The organism is Rhizobium sp. CRRU65, assembly GCF_048551595.1.
Classification (GTDB): domain Bacteria; phylum Pseudomonadota; class Alphaproteobacteria; order Rhizobiales; family Rhizobiaceae; genus Rhizobium; species Rhizobium leguminosarum_J.
In genome coordinates, this window is sequence record NZ_JBLYZH010000005.1 from 127970 (window position 1) to 154507 (window position 26538).

Sequence of the window (26538 nt, forward strand, 5' to 3'; positions counted from 1 at the left end):
TCCAAAAGCTCATTTAGCGCCGATCCGGGACAGATCGATCCGCATTTCCGCTGTTCCGACAGGACCGCCATTCTCGCTGCCCTTGAGCTTCGAAGAGGCCGGCGCGCTGTCGGTGTCGGCGTCTTGTTCGGCAACGGGCGGGACGGTCAGTTTCACAGATACGTCAGGGTCCTTGGCTCGAAACACGCTCACGCCCTCGAACTCGCCGGTCTTCCAGGCATAGACGGCATCTTCGAATATCTGCGGAAAGACTTGCCTGTCGGTGGGATTGCCGTACCACTTGGCGACAATCCTCACCACCTTGGCGAACAACCCCGTGCCGAGGCGCAGATTTTCACAAGCCTCTACAAGATCAGGCTTGAGCTCAGAGACATCCTTGACGCCGATGCCGGCGGGGACCTGCGTGATCCCGACGCGAACCACTGCCTGGCCAACATATTTACGGATGAGGTCCATCGCCTCGTCCGGTGTTCTCGGCTTCGGGACGAGGATCAGCCGGCCACCGGCTTTGACGGCAACCGCTAACGGGTCCGAGGAGCCGGCCGCCTGGACGAATTGCTCGACAATGGCAGGCGTCAGTGAGGGATCGGCGCATTTTTCTATCATCGCGGCATCGAGCATGACTACCTCCTCAGCTCAGGTGTTGAATGAAAGGACGAGCGGTTTGGCGAAGAGACGCGCAAAGGCCCTGGCACTGGCCCGCTGGATGGCGACGATCGAGGTATTCGCGGTCCACCAGCCATTGCCGACGGCGACGATGACATCGGGATCGTGCAACATGGATTGCAGGGCGGGCCAGGCAACGAGCTGTTCGTAGCACATCAGCGGCGCGACCTTGTAGCCGTTAAGGACGACAACCGGGTTTGCAAAAAAGTCCGCGCGCGCGCCTTTGCTATCGCCCCACCAGGGCTGCCACATCGAGCCGGGAACAGGCATGCGCTGACGATACAGGACGCGGCCGCCTCCGGCCGACACCGCCACCAAAACATTGTCATAGCCATCGGCGCCGACAACGGATGCGCCGGCGACCACCGTCACGGGACTGCCGGCCAGAGCCCTGGTCCATAGCCGCTCGATGGTGGGCGTCCAGAAGCCCAGCGCACTTTCCGGCAGGACGATGTAGCCGACACCATCGCTAGCCACCTTTTGCACCGTTGCGATCAGGTCACGCTGTCGCTGAAGACCGGCCTCGCGTCCGAGCGAAGAACCCATTTGCCAATCGACGCCGCGCCATGACTGAGGTACTTCTGGATCGGTCCAGGTTAGCCCGGACCAAACCCACGCGCCTGCCAAAGCGATCGCGACAGCCGGCCAAAGCCGGGTTACGAGGCCGATCAGACCGGCTGTCGTGGCAGCCAGTCCCCACCACCCCCATCCCGGAAACAGAACGCCCGCCGCAGTGATCGGATGCGCCCAACCGGTAATTCCGAAAGGGGGTAGGGCCATCAGGATGCCAGCGGCCACGTACCGATGGGGTCTCTTGGTGCGAACCGATGTCCAAAGCACCGTGTAGACCCCGAAAAAGCTGACCGATGCCGCGAGCCAGAGCAGCAGTCCTGGCCAAAGGTCGGACGAATAGAAGGTGGCGACGCCTTGCGGCAACCCTCGTGAGGCTGCGAGGAAATATGCCGCAGAGACCAGCCCCGCCGCCATCCGATTGGGTGCATGAGCCCATAATACAGGGAAGGCGAGGGCGACTGGTAGGAGAAGCACCTGGCCGCTCCATCCGATCGAGGCGGCGGCGAGGGCAAGGCCGATCAGCGCTGCGGTACCCACGTGGTCACGGCGCATAGGTGAGCACCTTTTGCGCCAGACCGAGGATGCCGGACACGGGTAAAGGACCGAAATAGCGGGAATCGTAGGAGCCCGCGAAACCGGAATGCAGAACGGCGTGTCCAGCTGGCACGGTGCCACTTGCAAAAGCCGAAAGAGCTCGACCTTTTCCATCTGCTTTGGCGACTGTCGAATTTGCCACGGTGATGCCATCGACGAACATGGCTGACCTGATCTCCACCCTTTGGCCCTCGGTGGCGATCACCGTTTTGATCAGCGGGGCAAAACCGCCCGGGCACGAACCAGAGCGCAGATAGCCGCGCTGTCGGGCCTCGCGCATCCTGTCGTTTTCCGGCGGGCAGATAAAGACGACATCGCCGACGGCGGGGGACCGATCGAGTGCTGCGACCCGCCAGAGGCCGAGCGGTTCGCTTGGTGTCATATTGATGCGGAACCCGCCGGCGGCGGCGGCGACGGACAAGACAAACGCCAGCAAGGCCGCGGCCAATAATAGCGTCGCGGCGGGCCGAATTTGTTCGTGTGTCGGGCACTGGCGCCTGATTGTCGGGATCATTTCAGCGAAAGTCCCTGGCTCCTGGTCTGTCGCAAGGTCTCGGCCTGCTTCAGCGCCTCGGTCGTTCTCTCATGAGCGGAGAGCTGCTGGATGGTCCGCATCGAATTCCAGGCGGCTTGTACCTCCGCCTTTTGCGCAGGGTTCATCCCTGCCGTGACGGACTTGAAGGTCTCTCCGCTCGGATCCTTCGACGCGATGCCGAGGAAGGTGCGTTCGCCGAACCGTTGCGAGACGGCTTTGGCGAACCGATCGAGTTCGGCCTTCACCATTTTGACGGCAAGCGCATATTCGAGACCGGCGGGAAGATCATCGCGGTCGATCGCATCACGCACGCGCTCGAGCGTTTGCTTTGCGGGAGCAGAGAGCGCGGGGATGTCGACCGAGACTTGCCGGCGAACCGCGCGTTCCTCCGTTTCATGCTTGCGTTCGATCTCGGCCCGCTGGCGAAGATAGCGTTCGAGATTACGGGCCAGAGCCGGCACGTTGGCGATCGCCCGTTCGCGGTCCTGCTTGTCGCCCCGGTTGGCGAACACGCCCGTCTTACCCCTCAATGCACCGAAGCGCTCCGGTTCGCCGGCGATCTTTGCCAGCGTGGTTTTGGCGATCGCCTGATCCTTGAGCATCGCGTCGACATTCACCGCCTTGAAGGCGCTTTCCGGCTGGGCGTAGACGAGATGGAAGCGAGTGGAGACATCCTCCCATTGTTTGTTGAGACCGGGATCTGCTGCGAGCTTGTCCTCCACGGACTGGTCGATGGATTTCGGGAAAGTGGAAATGCCAGATACCATGGGCTTCGACTCCTTGGCGTTCGATTTGGGTGATGTTTTGGCGCTGGCGGCGCGCCCGAGTATCACGCCAATTGCCGCCAGGCGGGCGCCGAGATCGGCGAGCTTTTGTTTCTGCCGTACGACCCATTGGAGGCGATCGTGGGCGATCGTGCGGGCGACGTTCATGAGATGCAGGCCTCGCGCCTCGGCAAAGCGCAAGGCTTGGCCGTACAAAGAGCTCTTTTCGTAGTCGAGCGTCGTCTCCTTGGCGTTCCGGCGCGACAGGATCGGGATAAGGCCACCGGACTTCGCGAAAGAACGTCGGCCGTAATAGATGGCGAGATCCTCGCGATGGCGCGTCATCGCCACATAGGTGAGATGACGGTCCAGCGAAAGGGAAGCAAGCACCTTGACGCGGTCGACGGTCGCCCCTTGGCTCTTGTGGATCGTCGTCGCATAGCCGTGGTCGAGCTTGTTGTAGAAGCGCTGCTCGATCGTGACCAGACGGCGATGTTCCCCTTCGCCAAGTGCCACCACGAGCCGCCCAGCTGCAGCGTCGATCACCTTGGCCAACATACCGTTCTTGACGCCAAGGCTACCCTCGTTCTTCAGGAACACGATCTGGTCGCCGGCCGCGAACATGCGGGTTCCGTCCTCGGTCTTGAAGGCAAAGCCGTCCGCGAGGATGCCGCGCTCGACCAGCTTGGCTCGAGCCATATCGTTCAACATCCGAACGTCGCGCCGAAGGTGTGCGAGGATCAGGCTGCTCTTCGAAGGATCGTAGTCGCGATCCCAATCGGCGATCAGGCTTTCGACGGCCTGCGCCTTGAGGTCCAACCCCCTGACATGCCCATGGGCACGATAGGCATCAACCGCTTGGCCGACATTGCCGCGCCCCAGATCGAGCGAGGCGTCGCGCATCCATTGCTGGCGCTGACGATAGATCGTTTCGAGCTCGGCATAGCCGATCCGGTCGGCAATCGCCCGGAAGGCAGCTCCCGCCTCGATCGGCTGCAACTGTTCGGGGTCACCGACGAGCACGAGCTTTGCGCCGGCCTTGCTCACGGCCTCGACGAAGAGCGCCATCTGCCGCGACGACACCATGCCGGCCTCATCCAGCACGAAAACGGTTCTCGTGTCGATCTGGTCGCGGCTCTGGTTCCAGCGCAGCTCCCACGACGACAGCGTGCGGGACTGAATACCGGCTTCCTTCTCCAGGCCCTCGGCTGCTTTGCCGGCAAGCGCACCACCGACGACACGATAGCCGGACGCTTCCCAGGCTTCGCGCGCCGCCTTCATCATCGTCGTCTTACCGGCGCCGGCGCGGCCGATGACGGCGGCGATCCGTTCGCCGCCAGCCACACGTTCGATCGCAGTCCGCTGTTCATCCGACAGACGGGCATGGCGCGCAAACGTCGCCTCCAGCACCGCCTCGCGTACGCCATGAGAGGCGCGCCCGGACAGCCAGATAGCCCGGTTGACCATCTCGGCTTCAAGCCGGATCATCTCCCGCGTCGTGTACTTAGCAGGTGTCTGGATACCAGTCGCAAAGTCGATCCGGTCACGTTCGAGCCGCAGCGCCTCCGGGCTCTGCAGGATCCTCACCATCAGGTTCTGGAACAGAGCGGCATCGTCGATATAGCGGTGCAGGATCTTCGCCACATCGCGTTCATCGAAGACGCTCTTCTCCCGCGTGATGAGGTCGAGAACGATTTCCGGACGGTGCTGTATGCGTCGGGCATTTTCCGTGCGGCGGTCTTCCTGCAGTTCAATGCGTTCGAGCTTTGGCGACCATGCCGACGACCTTGCCGACGACCTTGCGTTGGCTTGTTCCGCCTTGCGGTCGATCGCTTTGGTGCCGACACCGAGATGGATGGTCGGGGTCAGTTCGATGCCCTGCTTTTCAAAGGACCGCCCGTCGACGCGGATGTCGAGACCGGCAAGGGCAAGATGCCTATTCTGACAGGCGAACCAACCATCGCGAATCGTATTAAAATCGTCTGCGCTTCCCGCCCAGAGTTCATAGACGATCTTGCCGGCATCGTTGCGCATCGGGTTACCGTCCGGACTGGTCACCGCAATCTTCTTTGCGCCGAACCCGCGCTCTGTCAGCGGCCTGAGCGTCGTCATCAGATGGACATGCGGATTGCCCGGTGCGTCGTGATAGACCCAGTCGGCGACCATGCCCTTCGACGTGATGTGCCGCTCCACGAAATCCCGGACGAGAGCAATGCTCTGCTCGGCAGAGAGCTCGATCGGAAGGGCAATGGTGACGTCCTTGGCGAGCTGCGCGTCCGATCGCTTTTCGAACGCCTCGACCTTGTTCCAGAAGGCTTCGGACGCTCCGGACACCGACCTGTCCGCGATCATGGCACGCAGCCATGTGGGAGCCCCTGCCGGAATGACGAACTCCTCATACAGGAGACCACGCTTGCGGGTGTAGTCGATCGTCCGGGCTTCCCGCTCATAGTCCATCTTCGCGCAGTGCCGGTAGGCCGCCGACAGCACGGCGCTGCGGCCGGAGACACGGGCGACGATGCTGACGGAGAAATGAGGGACGGCCACGGCGCAGTTCCTTCCCGGTTGCGAACGAGTTCATCGCGTTCGTCGAGAGCGGCGGGCCAAATCGGCCTCCAGCAAGGGCGTCGCGTCAGCGACGTATAATTGCGCCCTTGGAAGCCGCTCCTCCGGAACGGCCGGGATCATGACCGGAAGTGCAGGTTGCGCCTACCCGCATTAGTGTCGGTAGATTGGCAGGTCGGTCTGGAGGAACCTCACAAACGTTCGAAGACGAAACGGCAGACACGGGACCATCTGGAATGAAGAAACACTCCTCGAAAATCCGCGACGAAATTGCCAAACTGCAAGAGCAACTTAAAACCGCCGAGACCCGCGAAGCGGAGCGGATCGGGCGGATCGCGCTCAAGGCTGGCCTTGGCGAGATCGAGACTGACGAAAACGAGCTGCAGGCGGCGTTTGAGCACCTGGCCGAACGGTTTCGCAGGGGCGAAGTCGTTCCCGCCGAAGGAAAAGGGGCAAACGAGCATGGTCGCAAAGGTGCACAAGCCACACCGGTCGCGTCTGGCACGGCTGCGGGCGGCGATAGCGAGGCTTGAACGGATGGCGAGGACGAAGACATTCGACGCCCGCAGGAAGGACACACGCGAGAAGATCGAACTTGGCGGGCTGATCGTCAAGGCGGGCCTACGATACGAAAAGCGCGCGCTGCTGCTCGGGGCGCTGATCGAAACAGCACGACGCATCAGGAGCGATGAGGATGAGCGATCTCGGCTCACGGCGATCGGATCGGAGGCCTTTGGCAATGACGGCGAATAAGATCGCGCTGGTCAGCGTGCCCATAGCACTGATGATGCTCGTCACCATCGGCATGACGGGTATCGAACAATGGTTTTCCGAATTCGGGAAAACCGAGACAGCTCGGCTGACCCTCGGTCGGATGGGAATCGCCTTGCCCTATATCGCGTCAGCCGCCGCCGGCATCATCTTTCTGTTTGCGAGCGCCGGCTCAACGAACATCAAGCTCGCCGGATGGGGTGTTGTCGGCGGTAGCAGTGCGACGATCGTGATCGCCGCGCTGCGTGAGACCGTGCGACTTGCCGCAATTTTCGACCATTTTCCGGCAGTTCGATCGGCGCTCTCCTATGCAGACCCGGCAACGATGATCGGGGCAGGGGCGGCGCTGACGTCGGCCGGCTTTGCACTTCGCGTAGCACTTGTCGGCAACGCGGCGTTCGCGCGCTCCGAGCCGCGCCGTATTCGAGGAAGGCGCGCACTGCATGGCGAAGCCGAGTGGATGAAATCGACGGAGGCCGGAAAGCTCTTTCCGGATACCGGCGGCATCGTCGTCGGCGAGCGCTACCGCGTCGACCAGGACATAACGGCGATGCGGTCGTTCAGGGCGGATTGCGTGGAGACGTGGGGCGCCGGCGGCAAGTCGCCGCTTCTCTGCTTCGACGGCTCGTTCGGATCCTCGCACGGCATCGTCTTTGCCGGCTCAGGCGGTTTCAAGACGACGTCGGTGACGATCCCGACCGCGCTTAAATGGGGCGGTACATTGGTCTTGTTGGATCCGTCAAACGAAGTCGCGCCCATGGTGATCGGGCATCGGACAAACGCCGGACGCGACGTCCGCATCCTCGATCCAAGAACCGCCGACACGGGCTTCAATGCGCTGGACTGGATCGGGCTTCATGGCCGCACGAAGGAAGAGGATATTGCCGCCGTTGCCTCATGGATCATGAGCGACAGCGGCGGTGCTCGCGGCGTGCGCGACGATTTCTTTCGCGCATCGGCGCTGCAGCTGTTGACCGCATTGATCGCCGACGTCTGTCTATCCGGCCGCACCGAAGAGAACGACCAGACACTTCGCCGGGTCCGCAAGAATCTGTCCGAGCCCGAACCGAAGCTGCGCGCGCGACTGCAGTCGATCTACGACAATTCGAGATCCGACTTCGTAAAGGAGAACGTCGCCGCCTTCGTCAACATGACGCCAGAAACGTTTAGCGGGGTTTACGCGAATGCGGTGAAGGAGACGCACTGGCTGTCCTATCCGAATTATGCGGCGCTTGTCTCGGAGTCGAATTTTTCGACCAACGACATTTCCGCGGGAAACACGGATGTCTTCATCAACATCGACCTGAAGACGCTGGAGACGCATTCGGGTCTTGCTCGCGTCATCATCGGGTCCTTCCTGAACGCGATCTACAATCGTGATGGAGCATTGAAGGGCAGGGCGCTGTTCCTTTTGGACGAGGTGGCACGCCTGGGCTACATGCGGATTCTGGAGACGGCTCGTGACGCCGGCCGAAAATACGGCATCACGCTGACAATGATTTACCAGTCGATCGGCCAGATGCGAGAAACCTATGGCGGCCGCGACGCGGCGAGCAAATGGTTTGAGAGTGCGAGCTGGATCTCGTTTGCTGCCATCAACGATCCGGAAACGGCCGACTACATCTCGCGGCGCTGCGGCATGACGACGGTCGAGATCGATCAGGTCAGTCGCAGTGTCCAGTCGAAGGGTTCATCGCGCACGCGCTCGAAACAGCTTGCCGCCAGACCGCTCATCCAGCCGCACGAAGTTCTGCGCATGCGGGCCGACGAGCAGATCGTCTTCACGGCAGGCAATGCGCCGCTTCGATGCGGTCGTGCGATCTGGTTCCGTCGTGACGATATGAAGGCTTGCGTCGGCGAGAACCGGTTTCATTCACCGGACAGCGGCAGGAAGGAGCGTTCGAATGCGATAAATCTCGCAAACACCGATGAAGCTACGTCGGATGTAGCGTCTACCGGGATCTAGGGGAAATCGACTGGCGACGAACACCGTAACGCCGTTCAGGAAAACGGTGAGACCGTGGTCGTCCGGCCGCTTGCGGCGCGGCATTCCGACACTCGTCATCTGGGAGGCGGTGATCGGCGTCGCCAGTTGGCAGTACCTCCATCCGACGGGAGAGGAATAGGGGTTTGGGGAAAGGGAGGAGGGAACCGTCCTCTTTCCTCATGGGAGGAAGTTTGAAGGAGGGGCTTGCACTTCCTTCATGGGGTGAGATTGAGAGGGGCGGCGCAGCCCCCCTTTCACAGCCGGGCCGGTCGGTCGATCCGGCCGGACCGGGTCATAAGGCAAGCTAAAGACCAGAGGCGGCTGCCGCCTCTGGTCTGGGTCTCAATCCGCGGGATCGAAGAACGTCTCTCTGTCCTCGACACCGATATGCCAGCGCCTATCGGACCACCGGGACGGAAGATAAATTTCGTCGCCGCCGAAATATGCGATGATGATCCGGTGGTCCTCATGGAACAAGCCGAAATCCACCTTGTTGTCGATCGCAAAGAGTAGCGCCGCCGACAGAAACTCGCGTGGGATATCGAAGGGAAGATGGACTTCCGCATCGAAATTATGACGCAAATTTTCAAGCAAGTCCGACTGTTGAGGCCGCAGCTTGGGGGCTCCTCCATCCATGGGATTGATTTCACGCCTTGTCATCAAAGTCTCCTTTTCGTTTTCTGACGAAAGGGGCCTGCACCGTAGCTCGCGAGGGGTCAGGGACCGCGTACGCGGCCGCCAGGCGGCGAGCGGAGGAACCGATTTTCTGTGCCGCCTGCGGTGCGGAAAATTGGCGGGGCCGTGATGTCCTTGACGCCGGAGCGGCGGGTGCACAATGGGCGGTCAGAGAGATAGAACCGCGTCCTGAATGGACGCGACCGCCTGCCAGCTTTGCTGGCCACAAGACGGTTCGGTAAGCTCGACGCGACCTCTTCGTGCGCCGTCTGTATTACGTTGCGAGAGGATCGCGACCGGAATCGGCGAAGACCGCCTGCGGGCTTCGGTCGCGGTACGATTGGCGCCTGGCCCGGTTGCCATCCATCACGAAATTGAATCGGTCGCATGTGACTGATTCAAATGTGTCGTTGGACGTCGCGATACTGTTTGGCGATCATGGCAGCATGATTGCGCAGCCCTACCATCTCTATATCGAACGCGCGGATCCGGCAAAGAACATGGCGCGCTACTACGCCATGGAAGTCGGGCAGACAATGTTTGGAGAGGTCTGCCTGATCCGGCGATGGGGACGCATCGGCCAGCATGGGCAGGAAAAACAGCACGTCTTCGAGCGGGAGGAGGAAGCGGTTCGCCTGTTCCTCTCCCTGGTGAAACAAAAACGTGCCCGGGGCTATCGGCCAAGATCAACTCTCCGGTATTTGCAGCGATGATCCGATCTCCTCGGTCCTTCAGCTTCACGACGACCGCCGAAACGGGCCCCTGATGGCGCGTTGGTCTCGAGAATGCCGCGCCGATCTAGATGAGGAACGATATCGGCCAGTCGCGGTAGGGAGTTGGCGAATTGCTGCATGATGTTTTCCTTTCAAACGCGCGCATCACTGATATCCGACCTAAAGGTCGTGGGCGGCCTCGAGGCCTATTGTCGGCTTTCTCAAAGCGGGCCGCTGGCCCCGCCTCAAGCGGCGGGGCCAGCGGGATCTCAGTCTCGGTTTTGGCGGGACCAGATCAACTGGTAGCCGTCCTCGCCTTCGACCTCCGAAAGCGTCGCGTAGATCGGGGCCGGGAAGCTCGGGTCGTCCAGCTTGACCGAGAGGTAGTCGCGGTCGCTCTCGCTGGAACGCTTCTGCCAGGCCGCACCAAGCTCGACGTTGCCAGCGTAGATACGGAAGTGCGGACCCTTGTCGGACGGATTTTCGACGCGGGCGATGCGGGCCTTGACGTTGAGAGCGAGAGTGCGGATCGAGCCGGTGAAGCCGTTTTCGTTTGCGGTGAAGATGCCGATGGTAGCCATGTTCATGTTCCTTTCGTGTGTATCGGGCCGCGCCCATCGCGGCCTCGATGGCTGTCGCAAAGACCGGTGACGATCGGACCGCACCTGATAAGGCCAAAATGAAATGGAGGGCGGCAAGACGCAGATTTGTTAGCGGGAGAGGAGGACGTGACGTCCGGGGTAAGAAATCTGCAAATTGCCGTTGCGGGAAGACGATCGAGGCGCAGCCGGTCTCCGGTCAGACATGCCTCATCGAGCCCGCGGAGGAGCGGCCTACGACAGCAATGGGAGGTACTTGAGCATGGGGGCCCGCGTCAGGGCATTCCGTACCGAAACAGCTGCAGCGGCAAGCCTGCGCTCTGTCCTCAAGTCATGGCGTCGAATTCGGTTGCGACGAGTTCGGCCGACCGGGCAGTTGCCCTTGTTATCGACGTGACTTGCCGAGCCTGGTTCGCCGCCCGGAGAATCCATGCGTCACGCCAAGCCGTCTATCGTCGAAGTCAGGCAGCCCCAAAGCAGTGGCCACCGATCGGCCCAACCGGGGAAGCGTTCGACCGCCGCGCCGCTTACCCAGTCCACTTGCTCGCACGCAAAACGGCCGAGGCACGGATGACGGCCGTCGATGCCAGGAGGCTGCCCATCGCTGAACGCCTTCGTCGCGGTCAGCTAGTCAAAGGTTGCTCTTGGACCCAAGGCGAACCCCGAATGCATGGCGTCATCGACGTAAACCGACAAGGCGCATCTCAATTTAAGTAGCCGGCTAAATAGTTTGTGGCGTAATCAACGTTATGGAACTATATGCGTCATATCGGCTTGCATTTTGTTTGGGCGCATGCCACCGAAAAGACCGGCTCAAATGCCGCGTTGGCTGGCGTCCCCTGCGGCTATGACCGGCGGAATTCGAGCCGCCTTCCCATCCGGGGAGATCATCTCCATTGCATCGGCTATCACGGCCTTCTTCGTCAGAACGCCGGCTGGCGAGCATGCTACTCCTCGGGCCGAGCCAGCACGAAATCGTGCTCTATCTGCCAGAACTTGCCAGAGAAACCAAGCTCGTCAGCGCGTACCGAATCCTCGACGTGCTGGAACTTGGCAAGCAAGCTCTCCTTCACGCCAAAGACGGCGTCGGAGTGGATGTACGGATCGTCCGGATCAAAGATGTGCGTCGTGAGCGTCTCGAAGCCGTCGGCCTTGATGATGTAGTGCAAGTGAGCGGGCCTGTAGGGGTGACGACCGAGCGCGCCGAGCAGCTTGCCGACCGGTCCATCGTCCGGGATCGGGTAATACTTGGGCTTGACTGCGCGAAACCAATAGCGGCCATCCGCGCCGGTGCGAAAGATGCCGCGAAGGTTGAAGTCTGGTTGGATCCCCTTCTGCTGCACGTCGTAGAAGCCTTCGTCGTTGGCCTGCCAGACGTCGATGACAGCGCCGGCAATCGGTCTGCCATCCGTGCTACGGATGCTGCCGCCGATCACCATGTCCTCGCCCTTCTGATCGAGGCAGATATTGGTGCCCATCGGCAGTTCCGGCGCGTCGGCAACGTGAAACGGGCCAAGAACAGTGCTTTCGGAGGCGCCTGAGGGCTTGCGGTTATTAATGGCGTCGACCAGCATCGACACGCCGAGCACGTCCGACAGCAGGATAAATTCCTGTCGCCATTCGTTGCATGTATGTCCTGTGCGGGTCAGAAAGAGAATTGCCTCCATCCATTCGTCCTGCGTCGGCTCAAGCTCCTTCACCGCCTCATGCAGCTTGCGTGTCACGACCTCCATCACGCGCTTCAGGCGCTGGTCCTTGGTGATGGCGTTGCGGCTCGTGACCACCTCAACGGAGTTCTCTTCCGTGAAGAAACCCTTTTCGTGTGCATCAATCATCGCCCTATCTCCCCAAAACGCTGGTCAGCACGCGCCGCAGTTCGGCTGACGGATCGTCGACGATCGCTTCACTTCGCCAGGCGACATGATGGTCGGGACGCACGAGGAGGACGCCGCTGTCTCGGATTTCGCGCATGTTCGCCCAGTCGCCGGCAAAGTCCTGCCAGGGCTGACGTGGACCGATCAGATGTGCGGCGATATCGATGCCCAATTCCTTTCCAAGGGTTCGGGCGGCCTCGATCCAACCCTGTCCGCCAATGCCGGTCAGCACGGTAAACTTCCCATGTCCGGCAAGGTCGAGCGTCGACAGCTTTTCGCCTGTCGCAGAATACACCCAGGCATGCGGCAGCCTTGCGCCGGGCCAGCTCGTCTGCTGGCAGTGCAGTTCCGGATCCCGGGCGAAGGCCGGTTCCGCCTGCTCATCCGTTACGATCGCGCCCGATCGGTAGCGCTGGTTCATCTCGACGCCATGGCAATCGAACTCGTAGACCTTGTCGGCGATCGCCTTGCGGATCGCGGCCCGTTGCTCCTCGGCCGCGACAGTGTTGTTGCAGCGGGCGTCCATGTTCTCCTGCATCTTCACCGGGTCGATGGAATCGAGCAGCCCCAGCGCCTTGAAGATCGGCCCGAACTCCTCGATCGACTTGTTGGCCCGGGTGACGATCTGCTTGGCGACGGGCGCCCGCTCGGCCTGATAACTATCGAGAAGTTTCGGGCCTGCGGCCCCCTTCAGGACGAAGGCGAGCTTCCAGGCGAGGTTGAATGCATCCTGGATCGAGGTGTTCGAGCCGAGCCCGTTTGACGGCGGATGGCGGTGGGTGGCGTCGCCCATGCAAAAGACGCGGCCATTGGACATTGACGTGGCGTACATGTTGTTGACGGTCCAGGTCGAGACCGACTTGATGGTCATCTCGAGATCCGGATCGCCGACCAGGTCGCGCACGACCTTCTTCGCATGCGCTTCATCCACCGAAGGAGGCGGCTGGTTGATATCGTAACCCCAGACGATCAGCCATTCGTTCCAGGGCCTTACCATACGCACCAGCCCCATGCCGATGCCGCCAACGTCAGCACCCGGCTGCAGCACCCAATAGAGCACCGAGGGACGATGGGCGACCAGTCGCGACAGATCGGCCTCGAACAGGATGTTCATCGAACCGGCGACCCCCATCTTGCCTTCGAAGGTGAGCCCCGCGTGTTCCGCGACCTTGGAATTGCCGCCATCGGCGCCGACCAGATATTTCGAGCGGACGGTGAATTCCTTGCCGGTCAGCCGGTCGAGACAGGTTGTCGTGACGCCGTCCTCGTCCTGCGCATGGCCCAGATATTCCGTCGACATGCGCGATTGGCTACCGCGCGAACAGGCCGTCTTGAACAGCAGCGGCTCCATGAAGGTCTGCGGCAGATCGTTCATATGAGCCGGCGACGACAGCTGGTGCTCGGCGCGCGATAGCGGATGTTTACCCCAGCTCTTCATCCGGCCAATCTCCTCGCCGGTGAGCGAGGTACAGAACACGTTCTCGCCCATCAGGTCTTGCTCGGCCGCGAACATGTAGGCCTCGTCCTCCACGTCTCGACCGAGATCGCGCAGCACTTCCATGGTGCGCTGGTTGGTGATGTGGGCGCGCGGTGTGCTGGCGAGCCAGCGGTAGCGGTTGATCACTAGGTTCTCGACCCCGTGGGAGGAGAGCAGTGCGGCGGTGGCGGAGCCGGCCGGGCCGGTGCCGATGATGAGTACGTCGGTGGTAATGTCAGCCATGAGGCCCTCCCCTATGCGTGAGATTGAGCGGCCCGCCCTTCAGGACGCGGCGAACCGGGAAAAGCTGGATGCCGGTGCGCTCGGAGAACAATCCCCAGAGGCCGCGCGGCGCAAGAAGCATGATGGCGATGCCGAGAAGACCGAGCATCAGCAGGTACCAGGAGCCGTAGTCGGCCAAGAGGTTCTGTAAGAGAAAGAAGATGATGACGCCGAGGATCGGTCCCTCGATCGTGCCGATGCCGCCGATCACGACGATAAAGATGACATAGGCCGTCCAGTCGGTGACCGAGAAGGCGGCGTCCGGCGAGATGCGCGCCTTCTGCACGTAGATCAGCGCCCCGGCGATGCCTGTCATGAAGGCGGTCGCCAGATAGACCAGCGTCTTCATCCGCCGCGCATCGACGCCGACGGCGCGGGCGGCCTGCTCGTTGTCGCGGACGGCGGCTAGGCCGAGACCCTGCTTGCTGCGCAGAAGACCATAGATGAAGCCGATTGTGGCGACGGCGAGGATCAGCGCCAGCCAATAAGTCAGCGTGTCGCCCGCCTCGGAAGCCTTCATGCCGAAGAGGTCGCGCATCGCGCCGACGCCCATCATGTCGCGGGTCGCCTCCCGCGGCAACGAGGTGCCGGTGCCACCGCCGAGCGCCTTCCACTGGGCCAGCAGCAACCGCACGACCTCGGCCACCACCCAGGTGCCGATGGCGAAATAAGGACCGTAGAGGCGGAAGGTGAAGAAGGCCGTGGGAATGGCGAGGGCGGCGGATAATACGCCGGCAATCAGTATGGCCACGACCGGGTCGACGCCGAACAGGATGACGCAGCCGAACATCGTATAGGCGCCAAAGCCGACGAAGACCTGCTGGCCGACCGAGATCAGCCCGGCATAACCGGCAAGCAGGTTCCAGTTCTGCGCCAGCACCAGCATGGTGAGGATGAAGAAAAGGTCCTGGATGACGCCGCGCGAGACGATGAAGGGTGCGGCGAAGGCAAGCAGCAGAAGGGCAACGACCGCGACAGCCGACAATGTCGATGCCCTGGTACGCGTCTCGACGGTGAAGGAGGGAATGGCCATGGTCATCGATGCACCTCAATCCACCGCGCGCGGGAAAAGGCCGCGCGGCTTGAACAGGAGAACGGCGAGGAATGCCAGGTGGCCGGCAAGGATCTGCCACTCCGGATTGATCGCGGCACCCACCGTCTGGGCAACGCCAAGGATGATGCCGCCGGCGAGCGTGCCCCAGAGCGAGCCGAGCCCGCCGATGATCACCGCTTCGAAGGCATAGATCAGCCGCGCCGGTCCCGACGTCGGATCGAAATTGGCGCGGGTCCCGAGATAGAGGGCAGCGATCGTCACCACGACCATGGCAAGCCCTGTCGCCATGGCGAAGATACGTTGCGGCCGGATGCCCATCAGCCCTGCCGTCACCGGATCGTCCGAGGTCGCCCGGAAGGCGCGGCCGACGGAGGTGCGGTAGATGAGCTGGTTGAGACAGACGATGACGGCGACGGCGGAAAAGAAGGTCATCAGCGGCATGATGCCGGCGGTGACCGGGCCGAGATTGACGGAGGCGCTTTCTAGGCTCCCGGCAAAGACACGGCGGCTATCGGCCGAAAATCCTTCGAGCAGGCCGTTCTGGATGACGATCGACAGGCCGAAAGTGACAAGCAGCGGCGGCAGGATATCCTTGCCGAGCGTGCGGTTGAGCAGGAAATATTGCAGTCCCCAGCCGATGGCGAACATCAACGGCATCGCGATCGCGGCGGCAACGAACGGATTGAGCCCGAGCGTCGTCACCAGGACCAGGATCAGGAAGGCGGCAAGCACGATCAGATCGCCATGGGCGAGGTTGACCAGCCGCATGATGCCGAAGACGAGACTGAGCCCCGCCGCAAACAGCGCGTAGAGCCCGCCGAGCAGCACGCCCTGGAGAATGGTATCAAGCCAGTTCATGGTGATCCGTCCCGAAATAAGCCTTGTGGATGTCGTCGCGGCTGAGGTCGGCGGCGCGGCCGGAAAGCGTTACCCGCCCTTCCATCATGCAGTAGACGCGGTCGGCCACCTTCAGCGCCTGGGCGATATCCTGCTCGACGATGACGATCGAAGCGCCGGTCTCGCGGATGCGCGGGAAGGCGGCGTAGATATCGCGGACCACGACGGGCGCAAGGCCAAGGCTGATCTCGTCACAGAGCAGCATCGCCGGATTGGACATCAGCCCGCGGCCGATCGCCACCATCTGCTGCTGCCCGCCGGAAAGCGCCGTGGCCGGATTGTCGCGCCGCTCCTTCAGGATTGGGAATAGCGCGAAGATGCTTTCGAGCGTCCACGGGCCATCGACCTTGCGGCCATAATTGCCGACCAGCAGGTTTTCCTCGACGCTCAGCGACGGAAAGAGTTTTCGCCCTTCCGGCACCATGGCGATGCCGCGCGCCAGAATGTCAGGCGCCGACAGCGCGCCGATCGGCTCGTCGCGATAAAGGATCGATGACGGCGCATTGGTGAGCACGCCTGAGATCGAACGCATCAGCGTCGTCTTGCCGGCGCCGTTGGCGCCAATGATGGCGATGGTCTCGCCGGCGCCGACCACAATATCGACGCCGAACAGCGCCTGGAAATCGCCGTAGGAGGCGGTCAGGCCTCTGGTTTCGAGCAGCGCCATCAGATCTCGATCCCCAGATAGATTTCACGCACGTCGCGCGATGCCATGATGTCGTCGGGCTTGCCGATGCCGATGACCTTGCCGAAATGCAGCACCAGCAGCCGCTCGACGACGGAATTCAGCGCATGCAGCACGTGCTCGATCCAGATGACGGCAACGCCACGCGCATGAATGGCGCGGATGGTGGCCACCAGCGACCGGCATTCGCCCTCCGTCAGCCCGCCGGCGATTTCATCGAGCAGCAGCAGCTTCGGTTCCGTCGCCAGCGCTCGGGCGAGCTCCAGCCGTTTGCGCAGCAGCAACGACAGGCTTCCGGCCAAAACATTCGCCTTGTCGATCAGCCCGGTGTCCACCAGGATTTCGGCGCAGCGGTCCGACACCTCGGCCTCGCGCCGCCGCGAGCCGAAAGCGCCTGCGACCAGGAGGTTTTCAAAGACCGTCAGCTTCTCGAACGGCTGCGGGATCTGGAAGGTGCGGCCGATGCCCGCCAGGCAGCGCGCCATCGGCGGCGTGCGCGTCACGTCGCCGCCGAGAAAGCGGATGCTTCCGCTGTCGGCGGGGATATTGCCGGTTATCAAATTGAACAGCGTCGACTTGCCGGCGCCGTTCGGCCCGATAATGCCAAGCGCCTCGCCTTCGCCGACGGTAAAGGAAATCTGCTCGGCGACCGTCAATGCGCCGAATTTCTTCGAGACCCCATCGAGTTCGAGAATTGCCAAACCCATTCCTCCGAGAACAGGCGGGGCCGAACGGGCCCCGCGCAAAAAAATCAGTCGATTGCTTCCATCTTGCCGCCGACCGGAATGTTCGGCGCCGTCTTGTTGTCGGTGATGACGAGATCGTAGCCGCCGCCGTCCTTCAACCGCCACTGGCCGCCGACGAGCGGCGTTTTGGCAATGTTCTTGGCCGCGAAAGGCGGCAGGCCCTTGCCGTCCCAAGCAATCGGCCCGACCAGCGTATCGAGCTTGGTGGCGGCAATCGCCTGCGCGACGGCATCCCCGTCTGTCGGATCTCCGGCCCGCTTCATCGCATCCACCGCCAGCTCGAACAGCGCATGGGCAAAACCGATCGGCTGCGTCCACGGCCTGCTAGTCGCCTTGGTAAAGGCGGCCGCCACCTCTGCTGTACTTTCGCCCGTCAAGGACGATTTGAACGGATGGCTCGGCGTCCACCAGACTTCCGACGACAGATTATGCCCGGCATTGCCGAGCGCCTCCACCGTCTGCGGGAACAGCAGTGCCTTGCCGATCGAGGCGATCTTCGGGGCGAAACCCTGCTGCTTGGCCTGGTTCCAGAAGGTGGTGAAGTCAGGCGGGAGCACCACGCCGGTGATGATTTCGCACTGGCCCGATTTGAAGGCGTTGATCTGCGCCGAGAAATCATCCGTCATGTTCTGATAGCGGCCGGGGTCGATCAGCCCGTAGCCCATCTTTTCCAGCACCGGCGGGAAGCCGACGACCTTGTCGCCCCAGGCATTGCCGTCGCCGTCATTTGGGAAGAGGCCGCCAACCTTCTTGTTGGTCTCGATCTGCGCCCACATGTTGGTGAAGACCGAGATGACGTCCTCGAGACCCCAGAAGAAGTGATAGGCGTAGTTGAATGGTTTCCAGGAGGTCGGGTCGCCGGGATTGCCCTGCTGGCCGATGAACCACGGCTGCCAGGGAGCCACCGTCGAAATACAGGGCATTTCCTCAGCCTCGCAGGTGGTCGCCACCGGATTGGTGGTCTCCGGCGTCGAGGCGACGAGGATCAGGTTCACCTCGTCGGTGACGATCAGTTCCTTGGCGACCTCCGCCGCCCGGTTCGGATTGGATTGGCTGTCCTTGACGACAACCTCGTAGTTGAGACCCTTCGACTTGGTGACTGCCAGAAAACTGTCGATGACGAACTTGTCGGCCTCACCGAAGGCGGCAAGCGGTCCCGTCTGCGGGCTGACATAGCCGAGCTTGATCGCGGCGTCCTGCGCGATCGCGGGGGCGGCGAGCCCGGATGTCGCCGCCAATGCACCGGTGGCGGCCGTCGTCTTCAGAAAATCGCGTCGGGTAAACATGTTTCCTCCTCCCATTTTCCTCTCCTCCCAGAGAGCGTGATGTCTGTCGTCAGCTTATGCCGGCCGCTTGCCCTCCCAGGCATCCTGCAGCAGGGCACGAATGGACTTCCGGTCGATCGGCCTTGGATTCCAGTAGGGATTTTCGGTGGCGATCTCGGCTGCGCGATCGAGATCGGCAACGCTCAGGCCCAGACCCTTCAGCGCCAGCGGTGAACCGATTTGTCTCGCGAAATCCCAAAGCCCGCCGCCGACCGAGGCGCCGAAAATATCGGCGACCGGCGCCAGAAGTTCCGGCACCGCCGCGGCATTGTAGGCGGCGGTGTGCGGCAGCATGATCGCATGCGTGTCGGCGTGCGGCGTATCGAAAGTGCCGCCCAGCGTGTGGCAGATCTTGTGGTGCAGCGCCATACCGACCGTGCCGAGCACGGTGCCGCAAAGCCAGGCGCCGTAGAGTGCATCGGCACGGGCATCGGGCTCGTGGGGATTAGCGATGATATCAGGCAGGCTGGTCTTGAAGGCCCGCAGCCCCTCGACCGCCATCAGCGTCGAAATCGGGTTGCGGTCTTGCGCGTAGAGCGCCTCGACCGCATGGGCCATGGCATTCAGGCCCGAGGTGACGCTCATGCCGACCGGCAGGCCAAGCGTCAGCGCCGGGTCGTATATCACCACCTCTGGCAGGATGCTCGCATGGCGCACGGTCGTCTTGCGCCCGGCCTCGGTCTGGCCGAGGATCGGCGTCACTTCCGATCCGGCATAGGTCGTCGGAATGACAATCTGATGCAGATCCGTGCGATAGGCGATCGCCTTGCCAAGCCCGGTGGTCGAGCCGCCGCCGAGCGAAACGACGCAATCGGCCTGCGTTTGGAAAACCACCTCCATCGCCTCTTCGGTGACATCGACTGGCGTGTGCATAGTGGCGCCGGCAAAGACGCCGACAGCGAGAGAGCCCAGCCGCGTGGCAAGCGCTTCGGCGTCGGCCTTCTGTTGCGGCGTCGAGAGAACGAGGGCCTTGGTGCATCCGAGCTTTTCCACCCACTCGCCGGCGGCGGCGCTCTTGCCTTCGCCGAAGACGATATGGGCGGGGCTGCCGCTATAGGTGAAAATCCGGCTCATGTATCGGCTCCCTGCCTGGCGCGGACCATGACGAACGTCAGTTTCAACAACCACCGCTTGCCCTGCTGCTCGAAGGTTCGCACCAACTCGGGCTTGACGGCGAAGATCGCGTCTTCGGCCAGATGCGGATCGCTGCCGTCATAGATATGCGTGGTGATCGTCTCGAAGTCCGGCGCCTTGATGATGAAATGAAGATGCGCGGGGCGGCGCAGCGGATAGCCCGCCCGCCGCAAAAGCTTTCCGACGGGACCATCGTCAGGCACGCCATAGCCGCATGGCTTGATGGTCCGATAGTGGAAACGTCCGTCGGGATCCGTGCGGAAGCCGCCGCGCAGGTTGAATTCCGGCTGCAGGTCCGGCTGCTGGTTTTCGTAGAGGCCTTGAGCATTGGCCTGCCAGGTGATGATCTCGGCATTTGCGATGGGATCGCCATCGAGATCCTGCACGCGGCCGGAAACTTCCAGCGGCTCGCCGATACCATCAAGCGAAATATTGCCGCCGAGCGGCAATTGCGGAACGTCGGCGCGGAAGAACGGTCCGCGCACGGTGTTGGGGGTGGCCGTCTTCGGACGGCGCGAATTGATCTCCTCGACCAGTGTCGAAGCGCCGAGCAGATCCGACAGGAGCACCCACTCCTGGCGCCGCTCGTCGCTTGCATGGCCAACGTCGGTCAAGAATTCGATGACTTGGCGCCATTCCGCCTGGGTGGGCCGCACTTCGCGGATCAGGGTATGAAGATGCGTCACCGCCGCCGCGAGAACCTGCGGCAGGATGTTGTCCTTTGATGGCTGAAGTCGTTGCGCAAAGATGTCATGCGAGGTGGCCTCGCTGAAATTCAGCGCCATCGGACCCGGCGTCATGCGTCTCCTCCAAGGCAATGGCTGGTGGAGACAAATTTAGTCCAAACGCTATGTGCCGGTAATGATTTTATTCGCGATTAATATATCATATCGTTATGAAGATAGACGAACGTCACCTTGTCCAGCTTGCGGCAGTCGTTAAGACCGGCGGGGTCACCGAGGGAGCTGCCCTGCTCGGCCTATCGCAGCCGGCTGTTTCGCGTACGCTCGCAATGCTCGAGGCTCGCATCGGCGAGCCACTGTTCGTCAAGGGGCGGCGGCCGTTGCAGCCAACGTCATTGGGTCGGGCGCTGGCCGATCACGGCCAGACGATGCTGTCGGCATCGCGCAAGGCCTCCGATGTCGTCGAAAGCTTTCGGGCCGGCAGAAGCGGCGTAGTGCGTGTCGGTGGCACGCCTTTTTTCATGGATGCGTTGATCGCCGGCATGATCGCCGAGTTCCAGAACCTGCATCCAGACGTGCGCATCGACCAGAGCTATGGTTACTTCCCAGACCTCCGTGCCGCGCTCAATGCCGACCAGGTCGACCTTGCCATCTGCCCGATCGATATTCTCGACGAGGGCTCCGGCCTCGAATTTCAGCAAATCCTGCCCGGCCGCAACGTCGTCGCCTGCCGGGTCACCCATCCTTTGCTGTTGAAGCGGCGCCCTCAGCCGGCGCACCTGCTCGATTTCCCTTGGGTGGCGCCTCCGCCAGGCAGCCCGCTACTCACCGATCTGCGCAGCATGCTGCTGTCCTTCGGCGCAACCGAAGTCAAGATCCGCTATTCGGGCGGCTCCCTCATGAGCGTCGTCCAGTACATGAAGGCGGCGGATGCGCTGACCATCATGCCGCACAGCGTCGTCTTCGCATTGCGCAACGAAAAGTCCATCACCGCCCTGCCCGTTCCCATCCCCCATTCGGAACGCGCGCTCGGCTTGCTGAAGCGTTCGGACGCACCACGCACACCCGCCGCCGACAACTTCGCCCGCCACATCCGCACCAGCTTCGATAACCTCAAGCACCTGATTAAGCGGCATGAGCAGTCAGTGGTCTGGGGCTCATGAACAAAATGCGAGAACGTGCAGCAGGCAATTGGTGCCACTTCACCGTTCGGTCTGGGCAAGGCCTCGGCGGCGGCGCGATCAGGCTACGGAGCGGCGCGTCGGTTTTCACCATGCAGGCTTGGAAGGCCCGCGGGGCGGCCTGATCATCCGAGCATTTCATCAGTTGAAGAAGAGACGGCTCACGCCGCCTCCTCCTCGTCGAGTTCGGGCTGCAGGGAATGCAGATAGTCGACGGCGCGCTGCGCATGGGCCGCCGCCGAGAAGATGGCGCGCTTGTCGTGGTGGAGAACCTTCAGCCAGCCATCGAGATAGCTGGCGTGGTCGGGGCGTGGTTCGAGTTCGGGGACGATGCCGAGATCGGCGCAGAGAAACGCGCTGCCGAGTTCGGCAATCAGCTCCTCGCGGGCGCGTTCGCTCCGGTCTTTCGCGTAGCGGCTGAGATCGCGATCAAGCCGTCGCGGTGCGGCGGTCCAGTGCGTCATCTCGTGGCTGAGGACGGCGACATAGGAAGCATCGTCCCTGAAGGCATCCAGGCATGGCATCTGGATGTAATCACGCTGAGCGGCATAATAGGCAGCCGATCCTCCGTGGCGGATCAGCGCGCCGGTATTGGCAAAGAAGCGGCCGGCATTGCCGATGCGGCTCATCGGATCCTGGAGAGGTGCGACGTCGTGAAAGCGCCGGTTAAGACCGGCGATCTGATCGGTGTTGAACACCGTGTAGGCTTTGAGGAATGGAACATCCTGTTCGATCTCGCTGCCCGTGTCGGTCGTCTCGGTGCGGACGAACGAACTGGCAAAGACGACGGTTGTGCCGGTTTCGCCCTTGCGAACGGCGCCGCCGAGTTCGATTGCCTGGCGAAACGTCATCCAGCGAGATGAGGCAAAGCCGCGGGCGATGGCTTGCGACCACAGCAGCAGAACGTTGATCCCGGAATAGGGTTGGCCATTGTGGCGCAGTGGCCGGCTGACCTCGGCTGTCGCATGTCCTGTCGTCCAGGGTTTGGTCCATGGCCGCACGCCGCCTTCGAGATCGGCGATGATCGTGGCGGTGATGCGGCTGTAGATATCGGTTCGTTGATTGGATTGTTGCCTGCTCATGTTGGAACCTCCATTTCGAGGTCGCGGCCATCGCGACCTGCTACGGCGGTTCGAAAGCCGGGCTGCAAGCGCTGCCTGCACCCGCAGGGCCGCAACGCAGTGGAGGACGGCAAGGCCGTTGCCGGCGGCGCGAGCCTGGCAGGACCAAAGCCGGACAGGACGCGATGGCCGCAATCCAAGTGGGAGGTTTAGACGCAGGCGGACATGGCTGATCCGCGATCCGGATCCCGTCGCCAGCTTCGCGGATGAAGCGCGCGCGATACGACATCACGCGCCAATCGAGATACTCGTCCCGAACATCCGGGCATGGGCGCGAGAATGGGATCGACTGCCGGCCGGCAACTTGTCGTCGACGACGGGAGGTGGCTTTTTGCAATTATTGCCACGCCGGGCAATGTTCGTGGGAAGGTGGTCGGGCGGACTGGCCAGCATGACTTCACGCATGTCAATGCCAACCCAGTCCGGCGGGCTACTGGTAAAGACGGGAGGGACCACCAAGTCGTTTTAGGCAAAGGCAGACAGAACCCGGATTGAGCGCCATATCAAACGCCAGTTGCTAGCTCGATCTTCGATGGCCGGGCCGATAGACCTTATGCAATGCGCCAGCAACGCAGCTCATAGCCGTTCCGGGCCAAGGCGCATTGGACCCATTGGGTACAACGGGAATTGACAATTCAGCGCTCGAACCGATCCAGCATCCTCCTCAGTTGTGCGTTTTGCAGCCGAAGCTTCCTCGCCAACTGATCCCGGAGCATCCTGATTTCTCCCTCAAGGCCGATTGCATCGTCGGAAACGATGGCAAGTCGTGGAGATGGTCGCGAAACGACATCGACGACGTCCGCTTTCCTGGCCTGTCTGCTGCGCTTTCGCGCTGCACCATCGTCAATCCGCGAGGGCTTGGGCGCGGCGTGTGCAGCTATGTCCACCACATCGGATGAGGCCGGATCAGCCGCTATCTCGAGCGTGGCGCTTTCGACATCTGTCGTGTGATCAGCACTGCTTGCCGCCTCTTCGGCATGACGACGCGGGTCTACCGACACCGCCTCGTGTTGTTCGTGGGTGACCGGCTTTTCGTTGGCCGCACGGTCTGCGGCCTTCGACCGGTTGTTGGCCGCCGCTTCAGTCGGCTCGGCGATGGCTGATACGTCCGGCTTCACATCATCGGTCGAGCCGTGTTCTTGCTTCTGCTGGCGTTGCCGTGACACCAGCCCAGCAAGAAGTTTCCATGGAGACGCCATTTTATTTGACCTCGAATTCTACTGCGTATGCAAACTGCGAGCAAAAACGTTGGCGGCAGAACGAACCGCCGCCAAAATCTTCACTTCAATAAGCATGAGAATGCGGCCAGCGCTTGACCGTCTGCTGCCGATCAACCGAGGTTGAGGCGCTTTCGCAGATCGGCATTTTCAGCGCGGAGCTTCTCCGCCAGCAGCTTGCGCAGTTTCTGGTTTTCCTCTTCCAGCTGCAGAAGATCCGAAATCTCATCAACTGCCGCCACCGACGGTGCAGCCGCTATCGACACAGCCTTCGGAGCACGTTTGACAGGTACACGCTTGGCACTCGTCGTCCCTTCGTCAGGCTTTGCTTTGCGTCCTCTCGTCTGCTTTCCAGCTTTGGCATCCGAAGCCGCTGCCGGTTGCAAAGAAACGGCGGCTGAGGCGGTTGCAGGCACCACCTTCTTGGCGCGAGGTTTGCGCACCTTCTTCAGTCCATCGGGCGCCGCGGCGGCCGGCGTGTCAGCATTGGTTGTCGTATCTTTTTCGTCGGCCATTATGGTCTCCTGTAAAGCCGATGCATTTGTCTCTTGCTCGATCGGCAGTGTCAATAACGGCCCGGCCTGTTCTTCTTCGGATACAAGCATTCCGGTGCTTCTTGCCTGAGGAGCCAATGACATAAATGGCATTGCCTCGTCCTGCATATCTTGCGCAACGGACTTGAGATCCGTGTCTGCCCAGATCGAACTCGGTTTGGAGTTGAGTTTTCGCCGACCTGATTTGTACTCGACGGCAAAGCTGCGCTGCACTTTTTTCAATTTAAGAAAGCCTTGGGTATCTGCGGTGATGTTTCAGCGACGTTTTCAACATCGCAGCATGTCCTGCAAATAGCGACTATTGCGCCGGCGGTCCATACCCTGGCTGATACCACGGCCACGCGCGCGTTCAGCGCTGGTCAAACCGCGCTCCGCCGCCTATTGTCCGTGAGCGCAAAACCTCCCCGGCTGCCTTAGCCTTGTCGATCTCCCCGGGGCACGGTGTATGGCGCGACCTTCTACTGGAACTTGCGGCTATTGGCGCGGGAGCGCAGACTGGCGTCATAAAACTCATGGCAGCAGGCGCGAACGGCTGCGATCGAACAGCCGCGCGAGCCCGGCATGCAGGCGCATAACCGCCTTATTCCAACAACTTCGTTCGTGACTGTCGCGGCTTCGCCCCCGCCATCGGCGTACACCGCCACGTCGGCCGCGAGTATCGCCGCAATTTCGCCAGGTCGCCGTCGCGCGAGGCGGTCAAGAATGCCTCGGCTAGCTCGAGGCATCGCTGTCAGCCATTGCCGCTTCTCCAACAATCAAGGCTCTCGTAAGTGATGACGATGCAGCGCAGCGAAACGTGACATCATAACAGTGAGAATGTCCTCAACTGCGTTTAACGCTCGCCGCTTCTCTCCTTTTGGACCGCTCATCAAATCGGTCATCCCGGCGGTTAGCGCCTGCGATCTCGACCGTTGACAGATGCGGTCGCCACCGGCCAGTTCGTTGGCAAGCTGAGACGAAAAAAGACTCCAGCGCGCTCATAGGGAGCGAACGTTGTCGTTCCCGGTGAGAACCGCAATGCTAGCTGCCACGTCAGGCACGCCTGCCTTGACTGGAAGCGTGAACTGGTAACCGCCATTTCGGATCGTCCGGAAAAGGGGGCCGCTTTGGGTTTGACCAAGCTTACGTCGCAGCCTGCTCATCAAGACGTCTATTGATCGGTCCATAGGCTCGCTCTTGCGCCCTTGTGTCAGATCAAGCAGCCGGTCTCGTGACAAGAGTCGGCCCGGTCGTTCAAGAAAGACCACCAACAGGTCGAATTCCGCTCCGGTCAACTCAATTTCTGGGCCACGCAACTTGCATACCCGCCGGGTGCTTGTGTCAGCGATGAATTCTGCGAAAGTGAAGACCTTGACGTCGGTGTCACTGTCCTCAGCGTCGCCGGCTCGTCGCAAGACTGCCCTGATCCTTGCCACGAGTTCTCGCGGATTGAACGGCTTGCCAAGATAATCGTCCGCTCCGAATTCCAGGCCAATGATACGGTCCACCTCCTCCTTCAATGCGGTCAGCAGAATAACAGGGATTCGAGACTGGCTAGCGCGCAGGTTCCTGCAGATATCAAGGCCCGAACCATCCGGAAGCAGGACGTCGAGCACGATCAGGTCAGGCGTGCTGGTATCGATCCACCTCTCACAGTCCTGCCGACATGCAACAGCGGTGACACGAAAACCTTGATCGACAAGATAACGTGTCAGTAGCCGGCGGATTTCCAGATCGCCATCAACGACTAATATATGGTCCATATCGCCCACCTCGATGATTGATTTCTTCTTCCACTGCCGGCTTTCAATTCTCGTTGTCGTCTGCGGGAAACCTCCAGAAACATCCCGAGATCGCCGAGAAACGTTAAGCTGCTGGAACCGCTGC

Annotated in this window: 24 protein-coding genes; 5 read left to right on the forward strand and 19 right to left on the reverse strand. The window is 61.7% G+C overall.

From position 1 onward, the window contains the following. Positions 1–9: 9 nt before the first annotated feature. The 4 genes from ACM5SV_RS12145 to traA are packed head-to-tail and all read right to left on the reverse strand — an operon-like array spanning position 10 to position 5679. The gene (locus tag ACM5SV_RS12145; protein ID WP_128407127.1) at positions 10–621 is read right to left on the reverse strand and encodes a TraH family protein; all 612 of its coding nucleotides are present in this window, start codon (positions 619–621) and stop codon (positions 10–12) included. 15 nt (positions 622–636) lie between these two features. Then, positions 637–1791 carry a conjugal transfer protein TraB gene (locus tag ACM5SV_RS12150; protein WP_419425252.1) on the reverse strand — a complete coding sequence of 385 codons (1155 nt, stop codon included), beginning with the start codon at positions 1789–1791 and terminating at the stop codon, positions 637–639. Then, entirely contained in the window at positions 1781–2347 is a 567-nt protein-coding gene (traF, locus tag ACM5SV_RS12155) for a conjugative transfer signal peptidase TraF (RefSeq protein WP_419425253.1), read from the reverse strand. Before traF ends, ACM5SV_RS12150 begins: the two co-directional genes overlap by 11 nt. Further along, the gene (gene traA / locus ACM5SV_RS12160) at positions 2344–5679 is read right to left on the reverse strand and encodes a Ti-type conjugative transfer relaxase TraA (protein ID WP_419425254.1); all 3336 of its coding nucleotides are present in this window, start codon (positions 5677–5679) and stop codon (positions 2344–2346) included. Before traA ends, traF begins: the two co-directional genes overlap by 4 nt. Before the next feature lie 254 nt (positions 5680–5933). On the opposite strand from traA, the gene traC reads away from it, so the two are divergent. The 3 genes from traC to traG are packed head-to-tail and all read left to right on the forward strand — an operon-like array spanning position 5934 to position 8434. Next, complete coding sequence (traC, locus tag ACM5SV_RS12165) at positions 5934–6230, forward strand: conjugal transfer protein TraC (protein WP_012760270.1); 297 nt, start codon at positions 5934–5936, stop codon at positions 6228–6230. 4 nt (positions 6231–6234) lie between these two features. Further along, positions 6235–6450 carry a type IV conjugative transfer system coupling protein TraD gene (traD, locus tag ACM5SV_RS12170; protein WP_012760271.1) on the forward strand — a complete coding sequence of 72 codons (216 nt, stop codon included), beginning with the start codon at positions 6235–6237 and terminating at the stop codon, positions 6448–6450. Next, positions 6437–8434: a Ti-type conjugative transfer system protein TraG gene (traG, locus tag ACM5SV_RS12175; protein ID WP_017997470.1), complete on the forward strand. Its 1998-nt coding sequence runs from the start codon at positions 6437–6439 to the stop codon at positions 8432–8434. Before traD ends, traG begins: the two co-directional genes overlap by 14 nt. A gap of 363 nt (positions 8435–8797) precedes the next feature. Here the strand turns inward: traG and ACM5SV_RS12180 are convergent, their stop codons facing one another. Beyond that, the gene (locus ACM5SV_RS12180; protein ID WP_221965904.1) at positions 8798–9115 is read right to left on the reverse strand and encodes a hypothetical protein; all 318 of its coding nucleotides are present in this window, start codon (positions 9113–9115) and stop codon (positions 8798–8800) included. Positions 9116–9576: 461 nt separating this feature from the next. Between ACM5SV_RS12180 and ACM5SV_RS12185 the strand changes: the two genes are divergently transcribed. After that, on the forward strand, positions 9577–9843 hold the full coding sequence (locus tag ACM5SV_RS12185; protein ID WP_206641098.1) for a WGR domain-containing protein: 267 nt from the start codon (positions 9577–9579) through the stop codon (positions 9841–9843). Positions 9844–10112: 269 nt separating this feature from the next. Here ACM5SV_RS12185 and ACM5SV_RS12190 read toward each other — a convergent pair whose 3' ends face one another. The 10 genes from ACM5SV_RS12190 to ACM5SV_RS12235 all read right to left on the reverse strand — a co-directional run bounded on the left by ACM5SV_RS12190 (position 10113) and on the right by ACM5SV_RS12235 (position 20716). Further along, positions 10113–10424, reverse strand: a complete 312-nt coding sequence (locus tag ACM5SV_RS12190; protein WP_012760275.1) for a DUF736 domain-containing protein — start codon at positions 10422–10424, stop codon at positions 10113–10115. A gap of 965 nt (positions 10425–11389) precedes the next feature. After that, the gene (locus ACM5SV_RS12195) at positions 11390–12274 is read right to left on the reverse strand and encodes an intradiol ring-cleavage dioxygenase (protein WP_419425319.1); all 885 of its coding nucleotides are present in this window, start codon (positions 12272–12274) and stop codon (positions 11390–11392) included. A 7-nt stretch (positions 12275–12281) separates the two neighbouring features. Continuing rightward, the gene (locus ACM5SV_RS12200) at positions 12282–14036 is read right to left on the reverse strand and encodes an FAD-dependent oxidoreductase (RefSeq protein WP_012760289.1); all 1755 of its coding nucleotides are present in this window, start codon (positions 14034–14036) and stop codon (positions 12282–12284) included. Then, positions 14029–15114, reverse strand: coding sequence for a branched-chain amino acid ABC transporter permease (locus ACM5SV_RS12205; RefSeq protein ID WP_128439434.1), 1086 nt, complete (start codon positions 15112–15114; stop codon positions 14029–14031). Before ACM5SV_RS12205 ends, ACM5SV_RS12200 begins: the two co-directional genes overlap by 8 nt. 9 nt (positions 15115–15123) lie before the next feature. Further along, positions 15124–15987 (reverse strand): branched-chain amino acid ABC transporter permease, encoded by an 864-nt coding sequence (locus ACM5SV_RS12210; protein WP_003554581.1) that lies wholly within the window; start codon positions 15985–15987, stop codon positions 15124–15126. Beyond that, positions 15974–16693: an ABC transporter ATP-binding protein gene (locus ACM5SV_RS12215; protein ID WP_419425255.1), complete on the reverse strand. Its 720-nt coding sequence runs from the start codon at positions 16691–16693 to the stop codon at positions 15974–15976. The genes ACM5SV_RS12210 and ACM5SV_RS12215 overlap by 14 nt, the downstream gene beginning before the upstream one ends. Beyond that, positions 16693–17412 (reverse strand): ABC transporter ATP-binding protein, encoded by a 720-nt coding sequence (locus ACM5SV_RS12220; RefSeq protein ID WP_003554585.1) that lies wholly within the window; start codon positions 17410–17412, stop codon positions 16693–16695. Before ACM5SV_RS12220 ends, ACM5SV_RS12215 begins: the two co-directional genes overlap by 1 nt. 50 nt (positions 17413–17462) lie before the next feature. Continuing rightward, the gene (locus ACM5SV_RS12225) at positions 17463–18743 is read right to left on the reverse strand and encodes an ABC transporter substrate-binding protein (RefSeq protein WP_222017853.1); all 1281 of its coding nucleotides are present in this window, start codon (positions 18741–18743) and stop codon (positions 17463–17465) included. A gap of 54 nt (positions 18744–18797) precedes the next feature. Further along, entirely contained in the window at positions 18798–19856 is a 1059-nt protein-coding gene (locus tag ACM5SV_RS12230) for a maleylacetate reductase (RefSeq protein ID WP_012760295.1), read from the reverse strand. After that, entirely contained in the window at positions 19853–20716 is an 864-nt protein-coding gene (locus tag ACM5SV_RS12235; protein ID WP_017997480.1) for a dioxygenase, read from the reverse strand. Before ACM5SV_RS12235 ends, ACM5SV_RS12230 begins: the two co-directional genes overlap by 4 nt. 95 nt (positions 20717–20811) lie before the next feature. Between ACM5SV_RS12235 and ACM5SV_RS12240 the strand changes: the two genes are divergently transcribed. Then, on the forward strand, positions 20812–21762 hold the full coding sequence (locus ACM5SV_RS12240) for a LysR family transcriptional regulator (RefSeq protein ID WP_222027394.1): 951 nt from the start codon (positions 20812–20814) through the stop codon (positions 21760–21762). Between the two features lie 179 nt (positions 21763–21941). Here ACM5SV_RS12240 and ACM5SV_RS12245 read toward each other — a convergent pair whose 3' ends face one another. From ACM5SV_RS12245 to ACM5SV_RS12260, 4 genes are all read right to left on the reverse strand, one after another. After that, the gene (locus ACM5SV_RS12245) at positions 21942–22862 is read right to left on the reverse strand and encodes an ArdC family protein (protein ID WP_419425256.1); all 921 of its coding nucleotides are present in this window, start codon (positions 22860–22862) and stop codon (positions 21942–21944) included. Between the two features lie 674 nt (positions 22863–23536). Continuing rightward, positions 23537–24100 carry a hypothetical protein gene (locus ACM5SV_RS12250; protein WP_003554597.1) on the reverse strand — a complete coding sequence of 188 codons (564 nt, stop codon included), beginning with the start codon at positions 24098–24100 and terminating at the stop codon, positions 23537–23539. Positions 24101–24231: 131 nt separating this feature from the next. Next, positions 24232–24894: a transcriptional regulator gene (locus ACM5SV_RS12255; RefSeq protein ID WP_128450121.1), complete on the reverse strand. Its 663-nt coding sequence runs from the start codon at positions 24892–24894 to the stop codon at positions 24232–24234. A gap of 755 nt (positions 24895–25649) precedes the next feature. Further along, complete coding sequence (locus tag ACM5SV_RS12260) at positions 25650–26414, reverse strand: response regulator (RefSeq protein ID WP_003554601.1); 765 nt, start codon at positions 26412–26414, stop codon at positions 25650–25652. Positions 26415–26538 lie beyond the last annotated feature (124 nt).

What these genes read in the sequence shown, in the direction of transcription:
- ACM5SV_RS12200 (WP_012760289.1), bottom strand. Translation starts at nt 14,036, where the DNA reads ATGGCTGACATTACCACCGACGTACTCATCATCGGCACCGGCCCGGCC.
- ACM5SV_RS12210 (WP_003554581.1), bottom strand. Translation starts at nt 15,987, where the DNA reads ATGAACTGGCTTGATACCATTCTCCAGGGCGTGCTGCTCGGCGGGCTC.
- ACM5SV_RS12260 (WP_003554601.1), bottom strand. Translation starts at nt 26,414, where the DNA reads ATGGACCATATATTAGTCGTTGATGGCGATCTGGAAATCCGCCGGCTA.
- ACM5SV_RS12190 (WP_012760275.1), bottom strand. Translation starts at nt 10,424, where the DNA reads ATGGCTACCATCGGCATCTTCACCGCAAACGAAAACGGCTTCACCGGC.
- ACM5SV_RS12205 (WP_128439434.1), bottom strand. Translation starts at nt 15,114, where the DNA reads ATGACCATGGCCATTCCCTCCTTCACCGTCGAGACGCGTACCAGGGCA.
- ACM5SV_RS12145 (WP_128407127.1), bottom strand. Translation starts at nt 621, where the DNA reads ATGCTCGATGCCGCGATGATAGAAAAATGCGCCGATCCCTCACTGACG.
- traD (WP_012760271.1), top strand. Translation starts at nt 6,235, where the DNA reads ATGGCGAGGACGAAGACATTCGACGCCCGCAGGAAGGACACACGCGAG.
- traC (WP_012760270.1), top strand. Translation starts at nt 5,934, where the DNA reads ATGAAGAAACACTCCTCGAAAATCCGCGACGAAATTGCCAAACTGCAA.
- ACM5SV_RS12180 (WP_221965904.1), bottom strand. Translation starts at nt 9,115, where the DNA reads ATGACAAGGCGTGAAATCAATCCCATGGATGGAGGAGCCCCCAAGCTG.
- traG (WP_017997470.1), top strand. Translation starts at nt 6,437, where the DNA reads ATGACGGCGAATAAGATCGCGCTGGTCAGCGTGCCCATAGCACTGATG.
- ACM5SV_RS12240 (WP_222027394.1), top strand. Translation starts at nt 20,812, where the DNA reads ATGAAGATAGACGAACGTCACCTTGTCCAGCTTGCGGCAGTCGTTAAG.
- ACM5SV_RS12150 (WP_419425252.1), bottom strand. Translation starts at nt 1,791, where the DNA reads ATGCGCCGTGACCACGTGGGTACCGCAGCGCTGATCGGCCTTGCCCTC.
- ACM5SV_RS12225 (WP_222017853.1), bottom strand. Translation starts at nt 18,743, where the DNA reads ATGTTTACCCGACGCGATTTTCTGAAGACGACGGCCGCCACCGGTGCA.
- ACM5SV_RS12245 (WP_419425256.1), bottom strand. Translation starts at nt 22,862, where the DNA reads ATGAGCAGGCAACAATCCAATCAACGAACCGATATCTACAGCCGCATC.
- ACM5SV_RS12185 (WP_206641098.1), top strand. Translation starts at nt 9,577, where the DNA reads ATGATTGCGCAGCCCTACCATCTCTATATCGAACGCGCGGATCCGGCA.
- ACM5SV_RS12250 (WP_003554597.1), bottom strand. Translation starts at nt 24,100, where the DNA reads ATGGCGTCTCCATGGAAACTTCTTGCTGGGCTGGTGTCACGGCAACGC.
- ACM5SV_RS12235 (WP_017997480.1), bottom strand. Translation starts at nt 20,716, where the DNA reads ATGACGCCGGGTCCGATGGCGCTGAATTTCAGCGAGGCCACCTCGCAT.
- traF (WP_419425253.1), bottom strand. Translation starts at nt 2,347, where the DNA reads ATGATCCCGACAATCAGGCGCCAGTGCCCGACACACGAACAAATTCGG.
- ACM5SV_RS12230 (WP_012760295.1), bottom strand. Translation starts at nt 19,856, where the DNA reads ATGAGCCGGATTTTCACCTATAGCGGCAGCCCCGCCCATATCGTCTTC.
- ACM5SV_RS12215 (WP_419425255.1), bottom strand. Translation starts at nt 16,693, where the DNA reads ATGGCGCTGCTCGAAACCAGAGGCCTGACCGCCTCCTACGGCGATTTC.